At 41.1% G+C, this 22766-nt stretch carries 23 protein-coding genes; 12 read left to right on the top strand and 11 right to left on the bottom strand.

All coding sequences use genetic code 11. From position 1 onward, the window contains the following. Positions 1-100 precede the first annotated feature (100 nt). The 4 genes from AABS66_RS05150 to maeB all read right to left on the bottom strand — a co-directional run bounded on the left by AABS66_RS05150 (position 101) and on the right by maeB (position 6496). Positions 101-2275 (bottom strand): S9 family peptidase, encoded by a 2175-nt coding sequence (locus tag AABS66_RS05150; RefSeq protein ID WP_206086578.1) that lies wholly within the window; start codon positions 2273-2275, stop codon positions 101-103. Positions 2276-2287: 12 nt separating this feature from the next. After that, positions 2288-3082: a TonB family protein gene (locus AABS66_RS05145; protein WP_430224634.1), complete on the bottom strand. Its 795-nt coding sequence runs from the start codon at positions 3080-3082 to the stop codon at positions 2288-2290. A gap of 130 nt (positions 3083-3212) precedes the next feature. Next, on the bottom strand, positions 3213-4085 hold the full coding sequence (locus tag AABS66_RS05140) for a ChaN family lipoprotein (protein WP_272539414.1): 873 nt from the start codon (positions 4083-4085) through the stop codon (positions 3213-3215). Positions 4086-4216: 131 nt separating this feature from the next. Continuing rightward, positions 4217-6496, bottom strand: coding sequence for an NADP-dependent malic enzyme (gene maeB, locus AABS66_RS05135; protein ID WP_206086575.1), 2280 nt, complete (start codon positions 6494-6496; stop codon positions 4217-4219). Between the two features lie 599 nt (positions 6497-7095). Between maeB and AABS66_RS05130 the strand changes: the two genes are divergently transcribed. The 4 genes from AABS66_RS05130 (at position 7096) to AABS66_RS05115 (ending at position 10073) form a co-directional block, all read left to right on the top strand. Continuing rightward, positions 7096-7716, top strand: coding sequence for a LuxR C-terminal-related transcriptional regulator (locus AABS66_RS05130; RefSeq protein ID WP_206086574.1), 621 nt, complete (start codon positions 7096-7098; stop codon positions 7714-7716). 179 nt (positions 7717-7895) lie between these two features. Then, positions 7896-8267 carry an ArsC family reductase gene (locus AABS66_RS05125; RefSeq protein WP_241016903.1) on the top strand — a complete coding sequence of 124 codons (372 nt, stop codon included), beginning with the start codon at positions 7896-7898 and terminating at the stop codon, positions 8265-8267. 13 nt (positions 8268-8280) lie between these two features. Further along, the gene (dapE, locus tag AABS66_RS05120) at positions 8281-9408 is read left to right on the top strand and encodes a succinyl-diaminopimelate desuccinylase (RefSeq protein WP_272539416.1); all 1128 of its coding nucleotides are present in this window, start codon (positions 8281-8283) and stop codon (positions 9406-9408) included. Beyond that, positions 9405-10073: a M15 family metallopeptidase gene (locus AABS66_RS05115; RefSeq protein WP_206086572.1), complete on the top strand. Its 669-nt coding sequence runs from the start codon at positions 9405-9407 to the stop codon at positions 10071-10073. The genes dapE and AABS66_RS05115 overlap by 4 nt, the downstream gene beginning before the upstream one ends. A 51-nt stretch (positions 10074-10124) precedes the next feature. Here the strand turns inward: AABS66_RS05115 and AABS66_RS05110 are convergent, their stop codons facing one another. Then, positions 10125-10517: a DUF454 family protein gene (locus AABS66_RS05110; protein WP_206086571.1), complete on the bottom strand. Its 393-nt coding sequence runs from the start codon at positions 10515-10517 to the stop codon at positions 10125-10127. A 236-nt stretch (positions 10518-10753) separates the two neighbouring features. Between AABS66_RS05110 and AABS66_RS05105 the strand changes: the two genes are divergently transcribed. Continuing rightward, positions 10754-10942: a YpfN family protein gene (locus tag AABS66_RS05105; RefSeq protein ID WP_047757402.1), complete on the top strand. Its 189-nt coding sequence runs from the start codon at positions 10754-10756 to the stop codon at positions 10940-10942. Here the strand turns inward: AABS66_RS05105 and AABS66_RS05100 are convergent. Both AABS66_RS05100 and AABS66_RS05095 read right to left on the bottom strand, forming a co-directional pair. After that, positions 10926-12959 carry a tRNA(Met) cytidine acetyltransferase TmcA gene (locus AABS66_RS05100; protein WP_430224633.1) on the bottom strand — a complete coding sequence of 678 codons (2034 nt, stop codon included), beginning with the start codon at positions 12957-12959 and terminating at the stop codon, positions 10926-10928. The genes AABS66_RS05105 and AABS66_RS05100 overlap by 17 nt on opposite strands. 7 nt (positions 12960-12966) lie before the next feature. Further along, positions 12967-13419, bottom strand: coding sequence for a DUF441 domain-containing protein (locus AABS66_RS05095; protein ID WP_206086569.1), 453 nt, complete (start codon positions 13417-13419; stop codon positions 12967-12969). A gap of 622 nt (positions 13420-14041) precedes the next feature. Between AABS66_RS05095 and AABS66_RS05090 the strand changes: the two genes are divergently transcribed. From AABS66_RS05090 to AABS66_RS05070, 5 genes are read left to right on the top strand one after another with little or no spacing between them, the layout of a single operon-like run. Continuing rightward, positions 14042-14467 (top strand): PPC domain-containing DNA-binding protein, encoded by a 426-nt coding sequence (locus AABS66_RS05090; protein ID WP_206086568.1) that lies wholly within the window; start codon positions 14042-14044, stop codon positions 14465-14467. A gap of 35 nt (positions 14468-14502) precedes the next feature. Further along, complete coding sequence (locus AABS66_RS05085) at positions 14503-15084, top strand: ECF transporter S component (protein ID WP_206086567.1); 582 nt, start codon at positions 14503-14505, stop codon at positions 15082-15084. After that, positions 15085-15789: an energy-coupling factor transporter transmembrane component T gene (locus AABS66_RS05080; RefSeq protein WP_430224632.1), complete on the top strand. Its 705-nt coding sequence runs from the start codon at positions 15085-15087 to the stop codon at positions 15787-15789. It abuts the gene before it with no gap. Beyond that, positions 15780-16646 (top strand): energy-coupling factor ABC transporter ATP-binding protein, encoded by an 867-nt coding sequence (locus tag AABS66_RS05075; RefSeq protein ID WP_206086565.1) that lies wholly within the window; start codon positions 15780-15782, stop codon positions 16644-16646. The genes AABS66_RS05080 and AABS66_RS05075 overlap by 10 nt, the downstream gene beginning before the upstream one ends. Continuing rightward, positions 16630-17445 carry an energy-coupling factor ABC transporter ATP-binding protein gene (locus AABS66_RS05070; RefSeq protein ID WP_375084269.1) on the top strand — a complete coding sequence of 272 codons (816 nt, stop codon included), beginning with the start codon at positions 16630-16632 and terminating at the stop codon, positions 17443-17445. The genes AABS66_RS05075 and AABS66_RS05070 overlap by 17 nt, the downstream gene beginning before the upstream one ends. Before the next feature lie 42 nt (positions 17446-17487). Here the strand turns inward: AABS66_RS05070 and purC are convergent, their stop codons facing one another. The 4 genes from purC to dapA form a co-directional block, all read right to left on the bottom strand. Then, positions 17488-18201 carry a phosphoribosylaminoimidazolesuccinocarboxamide synthase gene (purC, locus tag AABS66_RS05065; protein WP_206086563.1) on the bottom strand — a complete coding sequence of 238 codons (714 nt, stop codon included), beginning with the start codon at positions 18199-18201 and terminating at the stop codon, positions 17488-17490. 401 nt (positions 18202-18602) lie between these two features. After that, entirely contained in the window at positions 18603-19259 is a 657-nt protein-coding gene (locus AABS66_RS05060) for a hypothetical protein (RefSeq protein ID WP_430224631.1), read from the bottom strand. A gap of 193 nt (positions 19260-19452) precedes the next feature. Further along, the gene (gene bamC / locus AABS66_RS05055; RefSeq protein WP_206086561.1) at positions 19453-20505 is read right to left on the bottom strand and encodes an outer membrane protein assembly factor BamC; all 1053 of its coding nucleotides are present in this window, start codon (positions 20503-20505) and stop codon (positions 19453-19455) included. 16 nt (positions 20506-20521) lie between these two features. Next, positions 20522-21430 (bottom strand): 4-hydroxy-tetrahydrodipicolinate synthase, encoded by a 909-nt coding sequence (dapA, locus tag AABS66_RS05050; protein WP_206086560.1) that lies wholly within the window; start codon positions 21428-21430, stop codon positions 20522-20524. 286 nt (positions 21431-21716) lie between these two features. Between dapA and AABS66_RS05045 the strand changes: the two genes are divergently transcribed. Further along, a complete protein-coding gene (locus tag AABS66_RS05045; RefSeq protein WP_206086559.1) occupies positions 21717-22274 on the top strand; it encodes a glycine cleavage system transcriptional repressor in 558 nt (185 codons plus the stop codon). A 14-nt stretch (positions 22275-22288) separates the two neighbouring features. Beyond that, a complete protein-coding gene (gene bcp / locus AABS66_RS05040; RefSeq protein WP_206086558.1) occupies positions 22289-22759 on the top strand; it encodes a thioredoxin-dependent thiol peroxidase in 471 nt (156 codons plus the stop codon). Positions 22760-22766 lie beyond the last annotated feature (7 nt).

Genomic DNA, 22766 nt, shown 5'->3' with positions numbered 1-22766 from the left:
TATAAAAAAGATAAATTCAATACCCATAATTGAATTATCAAAAAATGTTTCCCCCTAAATATATTCACACATTTAGGGGGTTATTATTAGATTGAATAAATTATTTTAAATAAGGAAAGTATTTAGCTTTATCTTCTAGCATTAAAAGAAAACTGTAATCCAGAGCAATATCATCAAGTGCATTAAAACGCCCAGATTTCCCGCCGTGCCCTGCGTTCATGTTAGTTTCCAATAATAATAAAGAATTGCCTTGTTTCATATCGCGTAATTTTGCCACCCATTTAGCGGGTTCCCAATATTGAACTTGAGAATCATGCAGGCCTGTGGTGACCAACATATGTGGATAACGCTGTGCTTTAATATTGTCATAAGGACTATAGGATTTTATGCGCCAATAAGCCTCTTCATTTTCAGGGTTTCCCCATTCATCATATTCCCCCGTGGTCAATGGAATAGAAGGGTCAAGCATTGTCGTCACAACATCCACAAATGGAACCGCAGAAACCACGCCTTCATATAACTCAGGCGCCATATTCACAATCGCCCCCATTAATAAACCACCTGCACTCCCCCCCATCGCATAAATATGCCCTTTTTTTCCATAACCTTGGTCAATAAGCGCATTGGTCGCATCGATAAAGTCAGTGAAGGTATTCATTTTATGAATAGTTTTTCCTTGCAAATACCATTTTTTACCCAGTTCACCACCACCACGAATATGTGCGATAGCATAGACAAAACCGCGATCTAACAGAGACAATCTTGATGAACTAAATGAAGGGTCCAAACCATAACCATACGCCCCATAGCCATAGATAAGTAATGGGTTTTTGCCTTGTTTAAAGAGGTCTTTGCGATAAACCAGTGAAACGGGGACTTTTACGCCATCGTTAGCCGTTATCCATAAACGTTCACTTTGGTAATTTGCCTTATCAAAATTTTTGATATCTTCTTGTTTTAGTAACTGTTTTTCTTGCGTTTGCATATTGATTTCATACACAGAAGACGGCGTAGTCATCGATGAATAGCCATAACGCAATTTGTTAGTATTAGGTTCTGGATTATTTGATATCCATGCCATGTACGCAGGGTCGTCAAACGTCACATAATTTTCTTGCTGAGTTTGCCAATCAATTTGGCGAATATTCACCAAACCATTCGCCCGCTCTTCAAGCACTAACCAGTTATTAAAGAGTTCAAATCCTTCTAAATCAACATCATCGCGAGGAGCAATCAACGTCGACCATGCCGAAAAATCATCATGTTTTTCTGCATTGTTATTAGTGTACAAACCAAATAATGGGTTTTGATGGTTTGAACGAATATAGAATTTCCCATTGAAATGATCAGGGTAGTATTCCACACCCGTTTGGCGAGGTTTAAAGGTTTCAATCGCTTTATCAGGTTGGTTAGCATCGATAATCCGATATTCGGATGTCTCAGTACTGGTAATGCCAATAAAAATGATCTCTTTCGAAGTCGATTTGCTTAAACTCACGTAAAACGTATCATCGTTTTCTTCATAAAGCAGTTTGTCTTGCGCTTGTTTTGTGCCTAACTTATGGCTAACCACTTGATATGGTAATAACGTTTGCTTGTCTTTATTCACATAGAATAAAGTTTGGTTATCATTCGCCCAAACAATATTGCCTGATGTATTCATCAACACATCATTTTGCCACTGGCTTTCATTAATTTTACGAAATGAAACCGCGAATTCATTACGCCCTTGTCTATCCTCTGCAATTGCCATTATCGTGTTATCGGGTGAAATTGTTAACGCCCCCATACGATAATATTCTGTACCTTCCGCACGTTGGTTACCATCGACTAAAACAGTCCATTCACCTTGGCTATTTACAGGGCGTCTTTCATAAATTGCATAATTTTTTCCAGCAACAACACGAGTGCGATAAGTATAGCCATTAAAATCGTACGGAACTGACTCGTCATCTTGTTTCATCCGTGAGAATAACTCGTCGTAAATTGCTTTTTTTAATGACTCACCTGATTTAAGCTCTTGCTGTGTATAGGCATTTTCTTGGGTGAGATAGTCAATGACCTCTGGCGCTTTACGCTCGTCATCCCTTAACCAATAATAGTTATCGACACGGGTATCTCCGTGGATTGTCATCGTATGTGGCTGCTTTTTGGCCATCGGTGCTGTCATTCGTTCCTCCGCAAACACTGCGCTTGTCTGTAATCCCAATAATGCAATAAGACAAAATTTAACGGCTCCTGATAAGCCTGACAATCTATTTAAGTGCGTTCGCATTTTTTACCCTGATTATTTATTTTCAATCGTAAAATCAATCGGCAATTCCACCGTCACTTTGCCTTGAGTTAACATATCGGCAGGGGGTACTGGCAAGGGCTCAGCTCGAGTGAGTACCCGTTGCGCTTCTCTATCTAATGAGTTTGTACCTGAGCTTCTGACTAATGCACTATTCACGATATATCCCTGTGCATCTACCTCAAATTTAATCACGGGCCTTCCAACGCGATTACGCCGTCTAGCATCTTCAGGATAGCGTTTAAATTTATTCAGTTGCCCAAGAACTAGCGCTTCCCATTGGCGTTGCTCATCATCTGATTGAGCATGGCTGTTAAATGCAGCCGCAACGCGATCTGTTTGTTGCTTTGCCGCCGCATCGCTTGTCACTGGGGCAGCACTGGCTTTTGAGTTATCACTTTCCAACTCGCTAATTCGCTTATTTTTCACGTCCTTGCGTTCTTTTTTAGGCACTGGCTCAGTTTTCTTTTTTTCCACCTTTGTCACCAACACTTCAGCCTCTTCGTTAATTGGCACTGAAGGAGTGACAACATCATCCATAACCGATTCTTGTGCTTGGCTTGCTATCGCGAGCTCTTGAGTTTCACCGATATTAGTTTCAGTTAACTGTTTAGCTTGTGATTCAATGGAAATTTCCATAACCACTGAAGGTGGCGGTAATAAATATTGCCAATCATTTTCCGTAATTTTAAAAAAAAGGAGAATAACCGCAACATGCAGAATAACAGCCAAAGCAAAAGCGCCACTGGTTTTCGTCGTTCTACCGTATTCAAAAGTGATCGTCGACATTTTAATCTTTCATGTAACAACAAAGAACGCAAATGATAATCAATAACAAATGCAAATGAAAACCATTTATTACAAATAGTGCTAATTCATTCACATTATTAATATTTATTTAGCTTAATTAGCCTGACTATTAATCACTTGTTGGGGTATACCAGACGTAATCAGCATGTAAATTATCAATCTCACTGCCTTTTTCAGAGATAATTAATACCTTAAATTCAGTTTCTGGTGATAAATCTTGTAAGTGAAGAGGCACGCCAATCGCACGAGTTGCATGATATCCACCCGCAAACAGTAATGCAGGTTGTGGTGCGTTAATTAAAGCGTTAGCCATTGCGCGGTCACGCATTTGTTGGATAACCGTCATTTTGGTGACTTGTTCAGCTGTCAATTCACCACCATGTGAAGATTCAATCGTTTTACTAATAATCTCTTGTACAACGGGTTGAGTTGAATGTGCTCCCGTCAATTTAGGCGGATTTGCATAAGCCTTTGTAATCACATCTTTATCTAAGTTTGCGGCTAACACAGGATAAGGTTGCACTAATACATGTTTAATCAGCTCGCCGTACTGCTCCCATGGCCAACCCGTATTCCATTTGATCGCTGTTTGTAGCCGCTCATCACGAATATAAGCATTTCCCTGCAATTCCGTTTTTGCTCTATTGAATTCTTTTTGTTGCGATGGTGTCATCATCTCTAGTAAAACCGCACCTTGCGGCCTGACCTGCTGCATTTCTTGGACTAACCACTGCTCTATTTGATGGTGATAACGGTTGTCATGCTTTTCGCCCACAATCACATGGGAAGATTGAGCGAGTTGTTGCACCAGTTGTTCTGGGGTGATTGATTTCCCTGAAGATAAATCAATCAATTGATTTTTTTCTACGAGTTTATGATCGAGTTGAAGTGTTTTTTGCGGGGATTTCTGAACACACCCCACCAGTAACACTAGGCCTGCCAGTAATGTGATTGTTTTTCCAATAAAGCGTTTTGATATCATTATTTTATTTTCCAGTATGCAGATGAAGCACACAAAATACAGATAATGATAATCATTTTCAATTAAAAAAGGGCCTCATATAAATACGAAAGCCCTTTTATGCTTAATTTAAATACAAACCGACTGCCATATTAGAGTGGGTTAGTTTGTGCCTCAACAACCGCCAGCGCCACCATGTTCACGATACGACGAACAGAGGCAATTGGCGTTAAAATATGCACAGGTTTCGCTACACCCATTAATACTGGACCGACAGTCACACCATCAGAACTGGTCACACGCAGTAAGTTATAACTAATACGTGCAGCTTCCATCGTAGGCATAATTAATAAGTTAGCAGACCCTTTTAATGGGCTATCTGGCATCACATCTTTACGAATGGACTCAACCAACGCTGCATCTGCATGCATTTCACCATCAATTTCAAGGTGCGGATCACGAGCTTTGATCATAGCTAAGGTATCGCGCATTTTTTGTGCAGAAGGACAATCGGAAGAACCAAAACTTGAGCGTGATAATAAAGCCACTTTTGGCTCAATACCAAAGCGACGTACCGTATCTGCAGCCATCAAGGTAATTTCGGTCAACTCTTCAGGGGTTGGGTCTTCATTGACGTAAGTATCGGCAATAAAAGTGTTACCGGTTGGCAGCAATAAGGCGTTCATTGCACCTGCCGTATGGACGCCTTCGCGGAAACCAAATAGATCTTTTACTACTTCATAGTGTTCGCCATAACTGCCTACTGTACCGCAAATCATACCGTCAGCTTCACCACGTAACACCATGATACCGCCAATTAACGTTGGGTTATTGATCACGGCACGGCGAGCCATTTCTTGCGACACCCCACGACGCTTCATGATTTGGTAATATTCTTGCCAGTATTCTTTATAGCGCGGGTCATTTTCATTGTTGACCACTTCAAAATCTTTGCCTAATTCAATATGTAGGCCCAGTTTCTGAATACGCATTTCAATAACACTTGGGCGACCCACTAAAATTGGGAATGCCAAACCTAATGAAACCAGCTCCTGCGTTGCATGCAATACGCGCTCTTCTTCCCCTTCCGCTAAAACAATGCGTTTTTTCGCTGTTTTCGCTTGAGAGAAAATCGGTTTCATAAATAAATTTGTTTTATAAACAAATTGGTTTAATTTTTCGATATAGGCATCGAAATCTGCAATTGGGCGAGTGGCCACACCTGAATCCATCGCAGCTTTCGCCACCGCGGGGGCAATCTTAACAATCAGACGTGGGTCAAATGGTTTAGGAATGATGTATTCTGGGCCGAAAAATAAGTCTTGGTTGCCATATGCTGAAGCAACTTCTTCACTTTGTTCTGCAAGTGCCAAATCGGCGATAGCATAAACACAAGCCAGTTTCATTTCTTCGTTAATAGTCGTTGCCCCAACGTCCAGCGCGCCGCGGAAAATGAATGGGAAACATAATACGTTATTAACTTGATTTGGGTAATCAGAGCGGCCTGTACAGATAATGGCATCTGGGCGAACTTCTTTCGCCAGTGGTGGTAAAATTTCAGGTTCTGGGTTCGCCAGCGCTAAAATGAGAGGGTCTTTCGCCATCGTTTTCACCATTTCTGGTGTCAATAAGCGTGGGCCTGAGCAGCCTAAGAAAATATCCGCATTTGGAATAGCGTCAGCTAAAGTACGTTGACCATTATCTTCAATCGCATAAGCGGCTTTCGTAACATCCATGCGTTCATCACGGCCTTTATAAATCACACCTTTTGAATCACAAACTGTGATATTTTCACGTTTAAGGCCTAATGCAACCAACAAATTCATACATGCGATTGATGCAGCACCTGCACCCGAGACCACTAAGCGAACATCGCCAATCTCTTTTTTCACAATACGCAGGCCGTTAATTACCGCTGCTGTACAAATAATCGCCGTACCATGCTGGTCATCGTGGAACACAGGAATTTTCATGCGCTCACGTAATTTTTGCTCAATATAAAAGCACTCTGGCGCTTTGATATCTTCTAAGTTGATCCCACCAAAGGTCGGTTCAAGTGAGGCAATAATATCAACCAATTTATCAGGATCAGTTTCATCGACTTCAATATCAAAGACATCAACGCCAGAAAACTTTTTGAATAGAACCCCTTTCCCTTCCATAACGGGCTTACCCGCTAAGGCGCCAATATTCCCTAAGCCAAGAACAGCTGTTCCGTTTGATACCACTCCCACCAAATTACCTTTCGCTGTATAACGATAGGCTTTAAGTGGATCATCAGCAATTTCAAGGCATGGCACAGCAACGCCAGGAGAATACGCTAAGGCAAGGTCACGCTGGGTCGTTAAAGGTTTTGTAGGGGTAACCGTGATTTTCCCTGGATGTGGAAACTCATGAAAATCAAGAGCACTTTGTTTTAATTTATCATCCATCGTCAAGTCCTTTCAAAATAGGTAAGGTAAGAGCGATAACAGTATAAACACATCTCGCTAGCAAATCATGATCATGCTGGCAATTTCCAGAAAAATCTTTTGATAAGCAGGAATTTGCAACAGCAGACTGGATAAAACATCTGCATTTAAACGTATCATTTAGCTTTTTTCTCAGACGGCATGGTGAGGTGAACCTCTAGCCTATTTAATTAAATAAAAAACATACTATGAATATAATCATTATAAATTGATAATGTATATGTCACTTAACTTTTTACTTAATTAATACATTAATTATATATTAATTAATTCCGCCCTTATTATTAATTAAGTATCATTTAAATTATTCAAATTACCGATATTAATTTTCCAGAATTAATGTATTATCAAAAATCAGTAAAAGTTATCTTAATTTCATATTTAAATTGCGCTTTACATATTTTATCTCAGCAATGTCAAATAATATTACACATATTAAACTCATAGCCATTAGCATATTAAATAATAAAAATGGTTATATTAACGTCAAAATAGTGATTATTTCTATCACACCTGTCCAAATAGTTCGTAACGTTTCAGACATAACAAAGGAACCCTCTATGTCTAATTACACAGTAATGATTGTTGATGAGCACCCTATTATACGCTTTGGATTGCGTCAGCTCATCAATACCGATGAACACTTCGTTGTAATGGCAGAAAGCTGTAATTGTACCGAAGCATTAAGTATTGCAACACATCTACAGCCCGATCTTATCGTGATAGATACCAATATGCATGGCAATAAAACCTTTGAAACCATTCGGATGCTCCGCAAACAATGCTTAAATAGCTATCTATTAGTTTTATCCGCATCTACAATTAAAACCGATATATACGGTGCTATTGATGCAGGAGCCCAAGGTTATTTATTAAAAAGTAGTGAACTTGATATGCTATATTACAGCATGAAAAAGGCCTCTGTAGGGCAACATGTATTCAGTGAAAAAATTTATCAACATTTAATGACTCGCCATCAATCTAATGACCCACTATCCACATTAACACGAAGGGAATGTGAAATTCTGCATGAGCTTGCCGCGGGGTTAAAAAACAGAGAAATTTCTAAGTTACTTTTTATTTCTGAAGAAACCGTTAAAGTACACATTCGAAATATTCTAAAAAAACTGCGCGTGCGTTCTCGACTCGAAGCCAGCTTAATTTACATGCGTTCAAAATAACCAATATGAATTATTCAACCACTCATTTATATAATAAGTATTGGTTATAATGATTATATAAGACATTCATTATAACCAACGTAATAAATACCTACTTTTATTTATATTGTTGGGGGTAGACCCATAATGCATTTTCCCGCATTATGTAAGATAAATCATTTGCTTTAGAGGAAAACTGTATGTCTAAAACCCCTTCTTCTCCTTATATCATGTACGGAATTAAAAACTGTGACACCATCAAAAAAGCACGTCGCTACTTAGAAGACAACGGGGTCGACTATCAATTCCATGACTATCGGGTTGATGGCCTAGACGATGCCTTACTTTCTGTATTGATGGAACACATTGATTGGGAGGTTTTAGTCAATAAACGAGGCACAACATGGCGTAAACTCAGTGATGAGCAAAAAAATGCAGTGGTTGACGCAACAAGTGCAAAGCAAGCATTACTTGCTGAGCCAGCAATGATTAAACGCCCTGTTTTAGTTTCAGCAGATAATCGCTATCTGGTCGGTTTTAGTGCCGATGAGTACCAAACTTTTACTCAGTAGTTAGGTGGTATAAATGGATTGTCCTGTTATTCAATTAGCAAAAGAGCTTATTTCACGCCCCTCGATTAGCCCTGATGACCAAGGCTGCCAAGCATTACTCACCGAAAGGCTACAAAAAATTGGTTTTACCGTTGAACCAATGCCCTTTGGTCATACACTCAATTTTTGGGCTCACCGCGGTACTGGAACAACACTCGCGTTTGCAGGTCACACTGATGTTGTTCCCGCGGGAAATAGCGAAAACTGGCAAACGCCACCATTCACTCCAACAATTATTAACCAACATCTATATGGTCGTGGCGCAGCAGATATGAAAGGTTCTGTTGCCGCTATGATTGTAGCTGCTGAGCGTTTTGTCGAAAAACACCCTACTCACCAAGGTCGTTTAGCCTTTCTGATTACCTCTGATGAAGAAGCTGACGCCCATGATGGCACAGTTAAAGTTGTTGAGGCGCTGATCCAGCGTAACGAAACCGTTGATTACTGCTTGGTGGGTGAGCCCTCTAGCCAATCAACGCTAGGCGACATCATCAAAAATGGGCGCCGTGGTTCTATTACCGCTGATTTAACTATTCTTGGTACACAGGGTCACGTTGCTTATCCACACCTCGCCGATAACCCTGTCCATCGTGCAGCAGCCTTTTTACAAGCGCTAACGACAACAACATGGGATAACGGTAATGCATTTTTCCCTGCAACTACCATGCAAATTGCCAATATTCATGCGGGTACAGGGGCGAGTAATGTCATTCCTGGTGAATTATTTATTCAATTTAACTTCCGTTTTAGTACAGAGCTAACAGACACTGTAATTCGTGACAGGGTCACAGAAATGCTTTCGCACTATGGACTAGAATATAAAATTGAATGGTCGTTATCTGGTCAGCCATTTTTAACGGATAGTGGCAAGTTAGTTTCGGCAACCTTACAAGCAATTCAAGAATTAACAGGCCGTACTACGGAATTATCCACCAGCGGTGGTACCTCTGATGGTCGATTTATCGCACAAATGGGGACACAAGTCATAGAGCTAGGGCCTTTAAATGCCACAATCCATAAGGTTGATGAATGCGTTAGTGTCGATGACCTACAGCAGTTGGCTTTGATTTATGAACGGATAATGGAGTTACTCATTCTATGATCACCATTGAAATGCTCACTGGCCGCTCAACGGATCACTTGGTCACTCTGGGGGGGCCTCACCGTTTGCAATTTAATGCAACCAAAGCCTTTCTTGCAATGCAGCAAGCCGCAGCAAAAGCAGGCTTTAAATTACAATCAGCCAGTGCGTTTCGTGATTTTTCACGGCAACAACTGATATGGAATGAGAAGTTTTCAGGTAAACGCCCTGTGCTGGATGCCAACAGCCAGCCCCTGGATATTACCCAACTTTCTGAAGGTCAACTTTGTGAGGCCATTTTGCACTGGTCTGCACTACCTGGTGCAAGTCGTCACCATTGGGGAACTGAGATTGATGTTTATGACCCCTTACGCATTCCAGCTGGGCAAACGTTGCAATTAGAGCCTTGGGAGTACGACACAGGTGGTTACCTTGCACCGCTAAATGATTGGTTGTCAGACAATATGGCCACCTTTGATTTTTACCGTCCTTTCACTGCAAGGGATTCAGGTGTTGCCTATGAACCTTGGCATATTAGCTATTGGCCGCTTTCACACGAAGCAGAACAATTGTTAACACCCGAGGTCATCAAAAATGTTTTGGAAAAAGAAGATATTCTTGGGAAAAATTGGTTAATCAATAACCTAGGCTATATTTTTAACCACTATATTAAAATTCCAGAGTAACGTTTAACCCTTCTTTTTAATTCAATGCAACCCCATAAGCTAGATATTGACTTATGGGGTTGTTTTATCACGCGTTTGTATGGCCTCGTCAACGACAGGTAGCCGATACATAAAATAAAGCAACCAACAAAGTAATCCAAACAAGCCTATTTTCAACCACAAATAGCTCACAACCCAAATTGATAATGAAAAAGTGAGTAAAATCAAAATAATCGCTTTAGGCTTAGCACCTTTAGGCAGTCCTCTATACTTCTGCCAATGACGTAAATAACCACCAAACCAAGAGCGATACAATAACCACTGATGAAAACGCGGCGAGGAGCGTGAAAAGCACCATGCAGCGAATAATAAAAATGGCGTTGTTGGTAAAATAGGCAATACTACGCCTGCAAATGCAAGCGCCACCGCCAGCCAACCCAAAATAATAAGAAGGATTTTTTTCAAATTTGCCTGCGCTCCCTTGCAAACTCATGTAAACGTAAAAACCCTGATAAATATGTGGTAACTCACAGTAATATCAATGATATACTGTAATCGCAAATAGGTTTAGTGAAAAGTCGCTTTTCCCTGTTTAAACCCATCAGTGAAATCGTTGAGTTATATCGTGTCACTCTCATTAGTGATATAAACACAATATAACTGGCTCGACGAAAAAGCAAAAATGATAAATGGTGATAAAAATGCAATGGCTAGCAGACTACTGGTGGATAATTCCGCTTCTCTTGGTTGGACTGATTTGGAACTCCGTCAAAGAAATGATGAAGCTTGACCCTAAAAAGTTTCTTGATGATAAACCAGAGGTTCCTCCCCACAAAGATAATAACCACCTGTGGGATGATGAAGATGATTGGCCTAAGGACAAAAAGTAATCACCTTTTGAACAATCTCAGATAACAGCGCTGGCTGGTATTGCCTGACAAAAACACCAACCTGCTTTCGCACACAATCCAACCACTGTTTTTTGCCTGTTAGCTTGAATTCTTCGCATATTTGAGACAGTGGCTTATCCTGTTCGAAATAATGTCTTAAAAGAGGGGCTGGATCAGAATATTGAGCCAAAAAGCGCAAAATAGCACTTTGACTGGCTGCAACTGGCCGCTTAAACTCACTAAAACCAATAAGTTCAACCCAATCTTCTTGATTAAGCTGTTGTTCATCCGTTGAACAAAGGGGGAAATCCGCTAAATCTCTTCGCCAGTAAAGATCCCGTTGAAGCAAGATTTTACCGTATTCGCATAATTGCTTAGCGCTTAAGGAAAGCGGTAAAATCGCCATCGCTGTATAACACCCGCTACTTGCTTCTTTCTGTGACCCAATACGAAGTAAACTAAACCCTGCTTTTTGCCAAAATGCATATAAATCAGGCGTTAGGCCAAAACTAACAGAAAGAAAATCAATATCTTGTATGATACAATCCTGCTTTTGTTGTTCAACTAATGTCAGACCAATTTGCTGGCGACGATAATGTGCATCGACAGCAATGCGCATCACCCTTCGCGACTTCCACTGTGCTGCCTGCGGAAAATAACTATGCGCCGCTAACGATTGAGCGACTAGATTCCCTCGAGGACGACGTAAACCCGCCCAAACTTGCCAACTTAATTCTTCATCTAATAACCCCTCATCCACCATCCATAGCGCAGCTAAATAGTGTTCATCCATTTGTTGGCTAGAGGCGGCCATGAAATGCTGTTTGTTTGCATCTAATAAACGACGTAAATCTAATGGTGATGTTCGATAATGAGCACTCATTAACAAACCATAAAATGCGGTTAATTTACGCTCATTCCTTGCCAATTCGTCCTGGCTAATTGATTGATATTCAATAATCGAATGCGAAGTCAAAGTTGAATTTGAAGTTGAATTTGGCTCTTGCAATAACAGTGCTTGATTTAGCCATTTTTCTAACGGGTCATGCCGTGCAAAACGAATCGGCTCATCGAGATTTAAAGGCGTAAAATTGGGTAAGCTTGCACAAAACTTCAACACAAAACCGCGCCCTGTACCTTCATAGCCATCAACCGTGGTCGTTAATAACACACGAGGAAAATAATCAACTAATTGGCATAATATATAGTTCGGGATAGCAGCGGCCTCATCGATAACCAACCAATCTGCTGTTATTTTATGACCCGCTTGACAATAAGCGAGTAAAGCATCTGGCGCCCAAAAATGCAGTGGTTTAACAGCATGTTGTGCTAGCACTTCAGTGGAGACTTTAGCGGGTGCACAGCACCAACATTCCCCTAGCCATTGTTGTATTAGCTGACCTGCGACCGTTGATTTCCCACGGCCTCTTGGCGCAATAATCCCCCAAACCCCTGTTGACGCTGATAATAGTTGATTTAAGGCCTGCTGCTGCTGCGCTGTTAATTGCCCAGTTGGTGGTAACCAAACAGGGCTATTGCTCAGTAATTTTACGCGTACTGTATTGCCTTGCTGGTAAAAGATGACATCATCGGAGGCGCACATAGCACGTTGCAAATGGCGCACAAAATTGGGTGTTGAGATCATGCCATGCTGTTCATTCCAGCGCAGACTATCAATGTCTAGGTGATTAGGCCATGTCTCTTGCGCTACCGTGCAAAAAACCAGCAAACTGCCCGCCTTTAGTGAGCCTGCTAGCATCGCAAGTGCTTCACTATGAATACCCTTGCGTGCATCAAAAATACCATGCAAGAATTCACGTCCTAACAATAAGTGAGCATTCTCTGGTAACACACTGTTAGATAAATCAGAGGAAAGTGTCAGCCAATCCCCTGTTAAGGTGGTTTGTAGTTCAACTAACCGCTGAGTAATCCATTCATCGTCGCCAGATAAAACCAATAAGCGGCGAAAACCAAACATACGCAGCTGCTCAACGCAGGCAGACAGCAAATCATTCATGAGGTGATTAAGATTTCCCAATTAATAATGATAATATCCCTGCAGCAATCAAAGGCCCAACAGGCACACCTCTAAATAAGGCAACACCAATCACGGTGCCAACAAGCAACCCAGCGACAGTCGAGGGTTGGTTTGACATTAACGCGACCCCGCGGCTCCCTAACCAAGAAACCGCGACACCAATGACGATTGCCAGAATGGATTTCCAATTTAAAAATGAGCCCAAGACTTCACTCGCGCTGATTTTACCACTCGCAATCGGAGCCATTACCCCAATAGTTAAAATCAAGATCCCGATGGTTAATCCATACTTTTCAATCCAAGGAAAATAATTATTTAGTGGTGTTATTCGTACAACCAATAAAAATAACATGGCAAGTGTTACTGTCATATTATGGCTAATTATTCCTAACCCAGCTAAGACCAAAAGAATGATTAATGTGGGGTCAACGTGACTCATAGATTTTTCCCTGTAGAACTGGCAATTTTTTGTAAGTAGCAAAATAACTTATTTTAAAACATGTTATTGGGTCATTAGTTAAGAAGCAAATAATTACATCAACTCTTTTTATTATTAGCCATATTCACTATTAAATCTGTGTTTTTATTCACCTAAACATGAAGTTTCAAATACGCATGAGTAACAATGGGGATTTTGATACAAATAAGCATCAAAAACCCAAGAGCGGGATATGATTAAAACTCGCGTCATGCTCCTCTTAATGAATCTCCACCTCCCAGTATAATCCATGGCAAACAAGCAAAATGAAAAAATAAACCATGACTGCACTGGAATTTAACCTCTCGATTGAAAACCTAAGTTAAATTCTTGGAATATTCATCACTCTTTATTTTTTTATCTGCCTTTTTTTTTGATTTTCCTCACTATAAACACCAACTCGTAGAGGGTTTTCCTGAAGTTTGCATCACATGTCTTATCCCCCCAGAAACGCATCAATTATTGCGTATAATGCCCCAGAGCAATCAATACACAAAAACTTATAACCTAGCATTATTTATCATTTTAATGTTTTACATGCTTGTGCGACATTCAGCACAATTTCAACTCTAGGATTGAAAACATGACCCAAGCATTACCCCTTTATTCAAATGCACGTTTTATTGCGATCCGCTTACTTCCAGGTGACGACGTTTTATTAACCTTAAGAAAACAGATTGCCCTACATGGGTTCCAAGCCGCCTTTATTGCAGGCTGTGTAGGGAGCCTTACGAATGTTGCATTACGCTTTGCTGGCCAAGAAGATGCCGACCATATCCGTGGAAAATTTGAAATTGTTTCATTAATTGGCACCTTAGAAGCCAATGGTGAACACCTGCATTTATCCGTTTCTGATGAAAAAGGCCACATGCGAGGCGGTCATATGATGCCTGGTTGTAGTGTTAGAACAACATTGGAATTAGTCATTGGTGAACTTGAAAATATTGCCTTTACACGGGAACCCTGCTCCCTTTCTGGTTATGAAGAACTTGTTGTTATTTCACGCTAATTTTTCTATTTTATTTTGCAAGGAATCATTTTTTTATGAGTAAATCATCGTTTGTTTCCAGCCGCACCCTAACGCTAATTGTTTTTTCAATTGCGATCAATATGGTTGTAGGCCAATTAAGCTCCATGTTAAAGCTGCCTATTTTTCTTGATTCTATCGGAACATTAATTTGCGCCTTACTCGCAGGGCCTTGGGCTGCTCTCACTAGCGGATTATTGACCAACTTATTATGGGGGCTTCTAAGTGGTCCAATCGCAGCGGCTTTTGCCCCCGTTGCAATGATGATAGGTTTAAGTGCGGGCCTTTTAGCACGTGCTGGCGGTTTTCGCACATTACCAAGAGTGATTTTATCAGGCGTTGCGATCACCTTCGCGTTAATGATTGTTGCCGTGCCAATTCGAACGTATTTATTTGGCGGCACAACAGGCAGTGGCGCCGATTTCTTTGTCGCCTATTTCCATGCTGTGGGTGATAACTTACTTGAATCCGTTGCTATCACCGTTTTAGGGGCAAATATTGCCGATAAGATCATCTCAGCACTCGTTGCATGGTTATTAGTTCGACAATTACCTGAACGTGTGCAACGCAACTACCCAAATATGGCGAAGGTGCGCTAAATGCACCCGTTCACCTCACTGACGTTGTGGCTTTGGCTCAGTGCCAGTGCATTGTTATTACCGCTAGACTGGCCATTGATTCTGCTGGGGTGTAGTACATTTCTTGCTTTACTATCATGGCGCCCAGCTCGCTCTCGCTGGAAAATTGTTGCATGGTTTATGATCCCAATGGCATTAGGTTTATGGCTAATACATGGAGGGTGGTTCGCACAATTGCTGACAGGTGAAACACTGAAAAATAGCCGACCTGAGTTTGCTTTAGCCTTATGGTTTAAGTTGTTAACAATTATCAGTTGTTCACAAATTTGGCTGCAATATGTACCAACTGAGCGGTTTATCCGTGCTTTATTTGCTAGCAGACTACCTGCTAGCTTTTCTTACCTTCTTGCTGGGCCATTATTACTTGTCGAACAACTTAAGCAACAACTGAATATTATCCGTGAAGCACAATTAGCAAGAGGTGTTCCACTTGACGGTAATTTTTGGCAACGATGCACTTCATTACCCGCTATTTTGTTCCCCTTAGCCAGCAATACATTAAGCGAGCTAAGTATTCGTGGCGGAGCTCTGGATATGCATGCGTTTCGCTATAGCACCAAACGCACAACGTTGAATCCACCTGCGGATAGCTACTGGCAAGTTATATTACGTTACAGCCTGTTATTATTGATATTTATTGAAGGTGGGTTAGCTCTGTGGTGGTAAATTTACAGCAAATGCAATTTATTCCCCAAGGTGCACAGCACTCGTTACTGGGGCCCATTGATCTCCAGCTTAATGCAGGCCAATGGCTTTGCGTATTGGGAGGAAATGGTAGTGGAAAAAGCACATTAGCACAGCTTCTTGCTGGTTGGCATGGGGATTTATTACACGGTGAATTAACAGGGATAGCAAACGTCTTACAACAACCGCTGGTAAATAACGCATTAGTTCAAGCGTCTGTTACACGTCAACTTATTCAGCAATCCCCTCAGTTGCAACTTTCTGGCTGCACATTTACCGTCGAACAAGAAATCGCCTTTGGCCCCGAGAACTTAGGCTTGTCACCCGATGAAATCGCTCAGCGTATCGAACATGCTATCGCATTCACTTTTTGTGAGCCACTCAGGCATCGGCACCCTGCGACCTTATCTGGTGGCGAAGCACAACGTGTTGTTTTGGCAAGTGCCCTGGCGATGCGTCCCAAATTATTGTTGTTAGATGAAGCTTTTAGTCGATTGACCCCCAGTGCGACGCAGCGCCTATTGTCTCAATTGAAACACTATTCAATTCACACCAATTGCTGCATCATATTATTTGAGCGTAATTTATTACCCGCTATCAATTACTGTGAAGACTACCTTTTACTCAGTAGCGGTAAGGCATTTTCTGAAGCAGGAAGAATGCTCTCCAGTGGTTCTTTAAACACAATTTTTCCGAGCTCAATTGCCACGATTAATATGCCCGATGCATGGCGTGCGATTGGGGAGTTAATTAACCTCGGCGAATGGCAAAGTTCAATCCCTCGTGATGAAACACAATTAATTGATGCGTTTAAGGTGTTATATGCTACAACTCAATAACGTCAGTTACCGCTGGCCAAGTTCAAATATCAATAATATTTCTGATTTATCATTCAATGTACAGGCAAGTGAATGGGTTGCGCTTGTCGGTGATAATGGCGCAGGGAAATCGACACTTTTGCGACTTTTAGCGGGGTTATTATCCCCTAACCAAGGTGATTTACTGCTACATAACCAGCCCCTCGCACAATTAACAACCCCTCAACGCGCTAACCAAGTCGGTATCTTATTTCAAGAGGCGGAAAAGCAAATTTTTCACAGTACAGTAAAAGCCGAAGTCGCATTTGGATTAAAACGAAAAAAGCTGCCAAAAGAGGTCATTACTGAACGTGTACAAAATGCATTGGAAGCTTGCCACTTAACTGATGTTGCGGACAAACACCCACTCGACCTGCATGCAGGGCAACGCAGAATGGTTGCAGTCGCCTGTTTAGAAGCCGTCTCGCCATCGCTAATCTTACTCGACGAGCCGAGCCGTGACTTCGATGCGTTATGGATGCAGCGGTTTGAAAATTGGTTGGATTTACAACGTATTAAAGGCACTACTATTGTGACTATTAGCCATGACTTTGACTTTGTGGCGCGCCATTTTAAGCGGGTACTACATTTATCCCATGGAAAACTGATTGCAGATGGCTCACCAATAGAGGTGCTCAATCATAATGCATTACAAGTTGAGTCTGAGCTCCCTGCTCCAACCTTGATTTCATTGAGCCAAACGTTGGCATTATCAACCGCACCCGTCACACCTAAAGCATGGGTTAAAAATTTTCTTCATCTTGATGAGATAAAAAAATAGCCTGCTAAGCAGGCTAAAGTCATTCTATTTTATAGGAAATAATTAATCTAATTGAACCCCGATGCGACGCGCAACTTCTTCATAAGCTTCGATCAAACCACCAAGACTTTGGCGAAAACGGTCTTTATCCATTTTGTTTAGTGTTTCTTTATCCCACAAACGGCTACCATCAGGGGAAAACTCATCACCCAGAACCACTTGGCCGTTAAATAAACCAAACTCCAATTTAAAATCAACTAGAATCAAACCTGCATCTGCAAAAATCTTGCTTAATACATCATTAGCTTTGTAGCTAAGCTCACGCATTTTAGCGAGATTTTCTTTGCTCACCCAGCCAAACGTTTCGCAGTAAGATTCGTTAACCATTGGATCGTGTTTAGCATCATCTTTTAAGAACAGGTCAAATAATGGCGGGTTTAATACCATCCCTTCTTCAACACCTAAACGCTTCACTAATGAGCCCGCAGCACGGTTACGGATCACGCACTCAACAGGCACCATGTCTAATTTTTTGACCAGAGCTTCGGTGTCGGACAGTAACGCTTCCATTTGTGTTGGAATACCCGCTTCTTCTAACTTACTCATAATGAAGTGGTTAAACTTGTTATTAACCATGCCTTTACGGTCAAATTGCTCGATACGCTCACCATCGAGTGCTGATGTATCATTACGGAATTCCAGAACTAACAGATCAGGATCCTCAGTGGTATAGACAGTTTTTGCCTTGCCACGATACAACTCAGCTTTCTTTTGCATCTTACACACTCCAGAGATGTGATTGAACTATAGAGAAAAACAATAGGTGAATAGATTTTGTGACGCTGTTTTGCAGAACACAAAATTAACGGAAAATGGAAAACAGATAAAAATGCCTTTTCTCAGTTAATTTTTCGCTCTGTTTCAGTCAGTTAACCATCAAACCGTATCGTTAATCTAACTTACTGATATTCAATATTTTATCTTTCAATGCCTATTATGATAATAAAATTTCACGTTTGACGCAAACGATTACTTAACGATAAACACTGATTTTTTGTCCATTTGTTTTTCGCTCATGAGGTATTCGTTTTTAATTTACCAATAACTAATTAGCCAACTATATAGTTGATAATAAAAGGAAGAGTATTGATAAATGAACTGATTAATGATCAGCTTTATTATTTGGACTGGTTCAATGGTGATTGGCTGATAACAACTAATCTATGTGGATGATTATCCTTGTCTTTCCCCCAGTACACGTCCATCCAGTTAAGGTAAAAATCCTCCATATTTGCAATACGAGCAAGGGGCCTCTCTTCTTCGCCATTAGATGCGTAGACAAAGTAATGATTAAAAAATGCCCAGTTAATCATATTCTCCCAAAAGCGTTGCCCATCTTCAGTTTGTTCTTCATCCGTCACCATAATATTGTACGTATTGAGCAAATAAATGAAAAACCTTTCAGGTAAATCCTTGATAGTCATTTTATGATTAGGCGCAAAAGTTCGCCACACTTTAACCTGAGTACACGTGGTTTTCCCTATTACGATGTCCCGTCGAAACCGCAGTTCAACCAAGTACACCGTTTCAGGCTTCTCGCCTTCTGCAATTAAGCGGTATTGATCCTTCTCTCGGGATTTCACTAAACGATAACCGTTAGGTAAAACAAAACCAGGGAGTGCAAATTCACTCACTCCTTCCGCTAAAAAATGTGAGGTGTCTTCTACATTTCGGCGGGTGATGCGTAATTTTTGGTTAAATTCTGTGCCTGAAATTTTCCTTGGCATAATATCGTTGCTACCGTTTTTTGTGGGTTGCGCCGAATGATTATGCACGTTTCGCCTCTGCGGTGTTATTGATATTAAATAAGGTATATCCGAAAAATTTCTGATGATAAATCAATCAAAATATACGTGACGAGTATCGATTATTAATATAAATAATCGATCACTATTATTTCTTTTCCCATAAAAAAACCGTGGCTAATAACGCCACGGCTTCTATTTTTTAACCATCAAAACTGAGTGATTATTTTTTTGCTGGGGCTTTACTGAACGCCGCTTTTAATGCTGCAACCATTTCGTCATTTTGTTTCTGCGTTAATGCAACGCCTTTTGTCGAAATAAACTGCAACGTACTACGGTTGTTTAAGTCGCCCACTTGCACTTTATAGTCTGCTTCAGGCACAGTTGGGTCATCAATGCCCAACGCTTGCCACTCAGAACTGCTTAAACCTTTATAAGTCACCATCACTGAACCTGTTGAACGCGTGCGGTCACCCACTTTCATCCCCACGCTTTCTAAAGTGTGTGGTAAGCGTTCCCATACAGCATCAAACGGTGCACGGACAACAATCAGCGGTAAGCCAGTATCATCACTGCCAGTTTGCACATCAATGATGCCATAGGCGTTTTGCAGGCTATTTTTATTTGAGGTATCACGTAACGCATACAAGTTGTCAGTTAATTCATTTAATAACAATTTGTTATAACGTTGAATTTCAACAACATCCGTAATAGTTTCATCACCTTGACGCATACCTAAGTTAGTCACCGTCAAGGCTATCATGCCATTTTCAGGTTTAACTGACACTTTATGACGACTTTCCATCGGAATGTTTTCGTCAGCACGCGTCCATTTTATCCAATCAGTTTCAATGGAGTGAGTACCGTCATCTTTCGATGAAACTGGAATGTTACGTTGCTCTAAAATCATCGTAACTTGTGACCATAAAGCACTATTTTCAGGTGTGTTTTCTAGCAACAAACGGCTTGCATCAGCGCTATTTTCCGTACGCGAACCAGCTAATTGCGAAATCGTCAGTACTGGTGGACGAATATCTAACGCTTTCCCAACTGGACCTGTTGAGGTCGTTTTTGGAATGTCGTATTCACCATTTTGTGCAGGCAATGTAATCCCTTGCGGCACATTTAATACTTTCAATGGCGCGGCGTTAAGGTATTCCTCATCACCACTGACCTGACGTTTATAGCGCTGATCGCTGGAGCAGGCTGCCAGTAACACCACAAGTGACAGGCCAGCAACCTTCATAACCTTCGATTTTTGCAATAATGTTGCCATTAAAATTCCCTAAATTTTACAGTAACCCAGCGAGTTTTAAAGCGTCCTCAACTTTTTGCTGGCCTGCCGCAGTTAACGGTGTCATTGGTAACCGTAATGTTCCATCGGCAATCAGACCTAAGCGATGACAACCCCATTTCGCTGGAATTGGATTCGGTTCAACAAATAACTGTTGGTGTAAGCCCATCAGTTTTTTATTTAATTCACGCGCCTCAGTATATTTGCCTGCAAGCGCTAAGTCACACATTTTTACCATCTGAGCCGCAGCAACGTTCGATGTCACTGAAATAACGCCCTTTCCGCCCAGTTGCATGAAATCAAGTGCGGTCGCATCGTCACCCGTTAATAGCACAAAATTATCATCAACCAGCTCTTTGATTTGATGAACACGTGCTAAGTTCCCTGTCGCTTCTTTAATTGCGACAATATTCGCCAATTTTGCTAAACGACCCACAGTTTCTGGCAGCATATCGCAACCTGTACGTGATGGTACATTATAGAGAATTTGTGGCAAGCTCGTGTTTTCTGAAATTGCTTTAAAGTGTTGATATAACCCTTCCTGTGAAGGCCTATTATAATAAGGTGTTACAGTCAGGCAAGCAACCACACCACTGTTTTCAAAATCATTTGTGAGTGAAATAGCTTCTGCAGTCGCATTTGCGCCCGCTCCTGCAATAATCGGGATACGACCATCAGCAAGCTCTAATGTTGCTTTCACAACATCCACGTGTTCTTTATGCGTTAAGGTTGCTGATTCACCAGTAGTACCAACAGAAACGATAGCCGTTGTGCCGCTTTCCACATGGTAATCGACCAATTTTTTTAAGCTAGCTTTATCTAAACGCCCCGCTGAATCCATTGGTGTGATAACTGCGACAATGCTTCCTGTTAAAAATTCTTTGTAGTTTGCGTTTCCATTAGCCATAGCGATACCCCTTAAATAATTGAACCTCCATGTTACGTTTTCATTTCCAAGAAGAAAACCACCCAACAGCAAGATTTTAATGAATTTTGTTAATGCCAACAGAGTTAACTTAAATAGAAGTAATAATTCACTGACTTTTCTCGCAAGAGTGAATGACGCCTCTTGGCAGATGTCACTTTTTATGGTTTCCTTACTCCCAGTGGCCGTCAGTTTTTATAGTCTCGTTTTAAGGCTATATTCTAATCAAATGTTTAACTGGCATAATCAAAAAAATAAGGAATAGACTTTGCCTAAGACTGAACAGCAATTTCTTGTCATTACTGCGCTGGGAACAGATCGTCCGGGCATCGTGAACACCATTACACGTATTGTCAGTGAGTGTGACTGTAATATTGAAGATAGTCGCTTAGCGATGTTTGGCAAGGAGTTCACTTTCATTATGATGTTATCTGGAAGTTGGAATGCAATTACCCTGCTTGAGGCAACCTTGCCTCCTAAGGGAGCTGAACTCGACTTGCTGATTGTCATGAAGCGAACTCAGAGTGTTCAAATAACTTATTATCCATCCACAGTTACTGTGAATGTCGTTGTCGATGATGCACCTCGAATTGTCGAGCAATTCACAAATTTATTTACAACTTCGCAATGTAATATCGCAGAACTTGTTTCTAAGACTCAACCAGCCAATAATAATATGCCTGCTCAACTGGAAATTCAGATTACTGCACATGACCCGTTGGACGATAATGGCATAATTATAAAGAATAAATTTCAACAACTATGTACAATGCTAAATGCCACAGGCAATATCAGTATTGTTAACAACCCCAATATGCAGAGTTAACGGAGATATATGTAATGAACCCATTGAAAGCCGGTGATAAGGCGCCACAATTTAGCCTTCCTGACCAAGATGGTGAGATCATCAATCTTTCTGATTACCAGGGTCAGCGCGTATTAGTTTACTTTTACCCAAAAGCGATGACTCCCGGCTGTACAGTTCAAGCGTGCGGCTTGCGTGATGAGATGGATACACTCAAAGCAAAAGGCGTCGAAGTGTTAGGGATTAGCACTGACAAACCAGAGAAACTGTCGCGTTTCGCTGAAAAAGAAATGTTGAATTTCACACTGTTATCCGATGAAGACCACCAAGTGTGCGAGCAATTTGGGGTTTGGGGCGAAAAACAATTTATGGGGAAAACCTACGATGGAATTCACCGTATTAGTTTCTTAGTCGACCCAACAGGGAAAATCGAGCACGTTTTTGATGATTTCAAAACCACTAACCACCATGAAATCGTTCTCGCGTACATCAACGCAAACGCATAATACTTTA

Origin of the sequence: Providencia sp. SP181, from assembly GCF_050446505.1 — a bacterium.
In the GTDB taxonomy this organism is placed as follows: Bacteria; Pseudomonadota; Gammaproteobacteria; order Enterobacterales; family Enterobacteriaceae; genus Providencia; species Providencia vermicola.
Note: the sequence above shows the minus strand (reverse complement) of the source record. Positions and strands in the feature narration are given on the sequence as shown.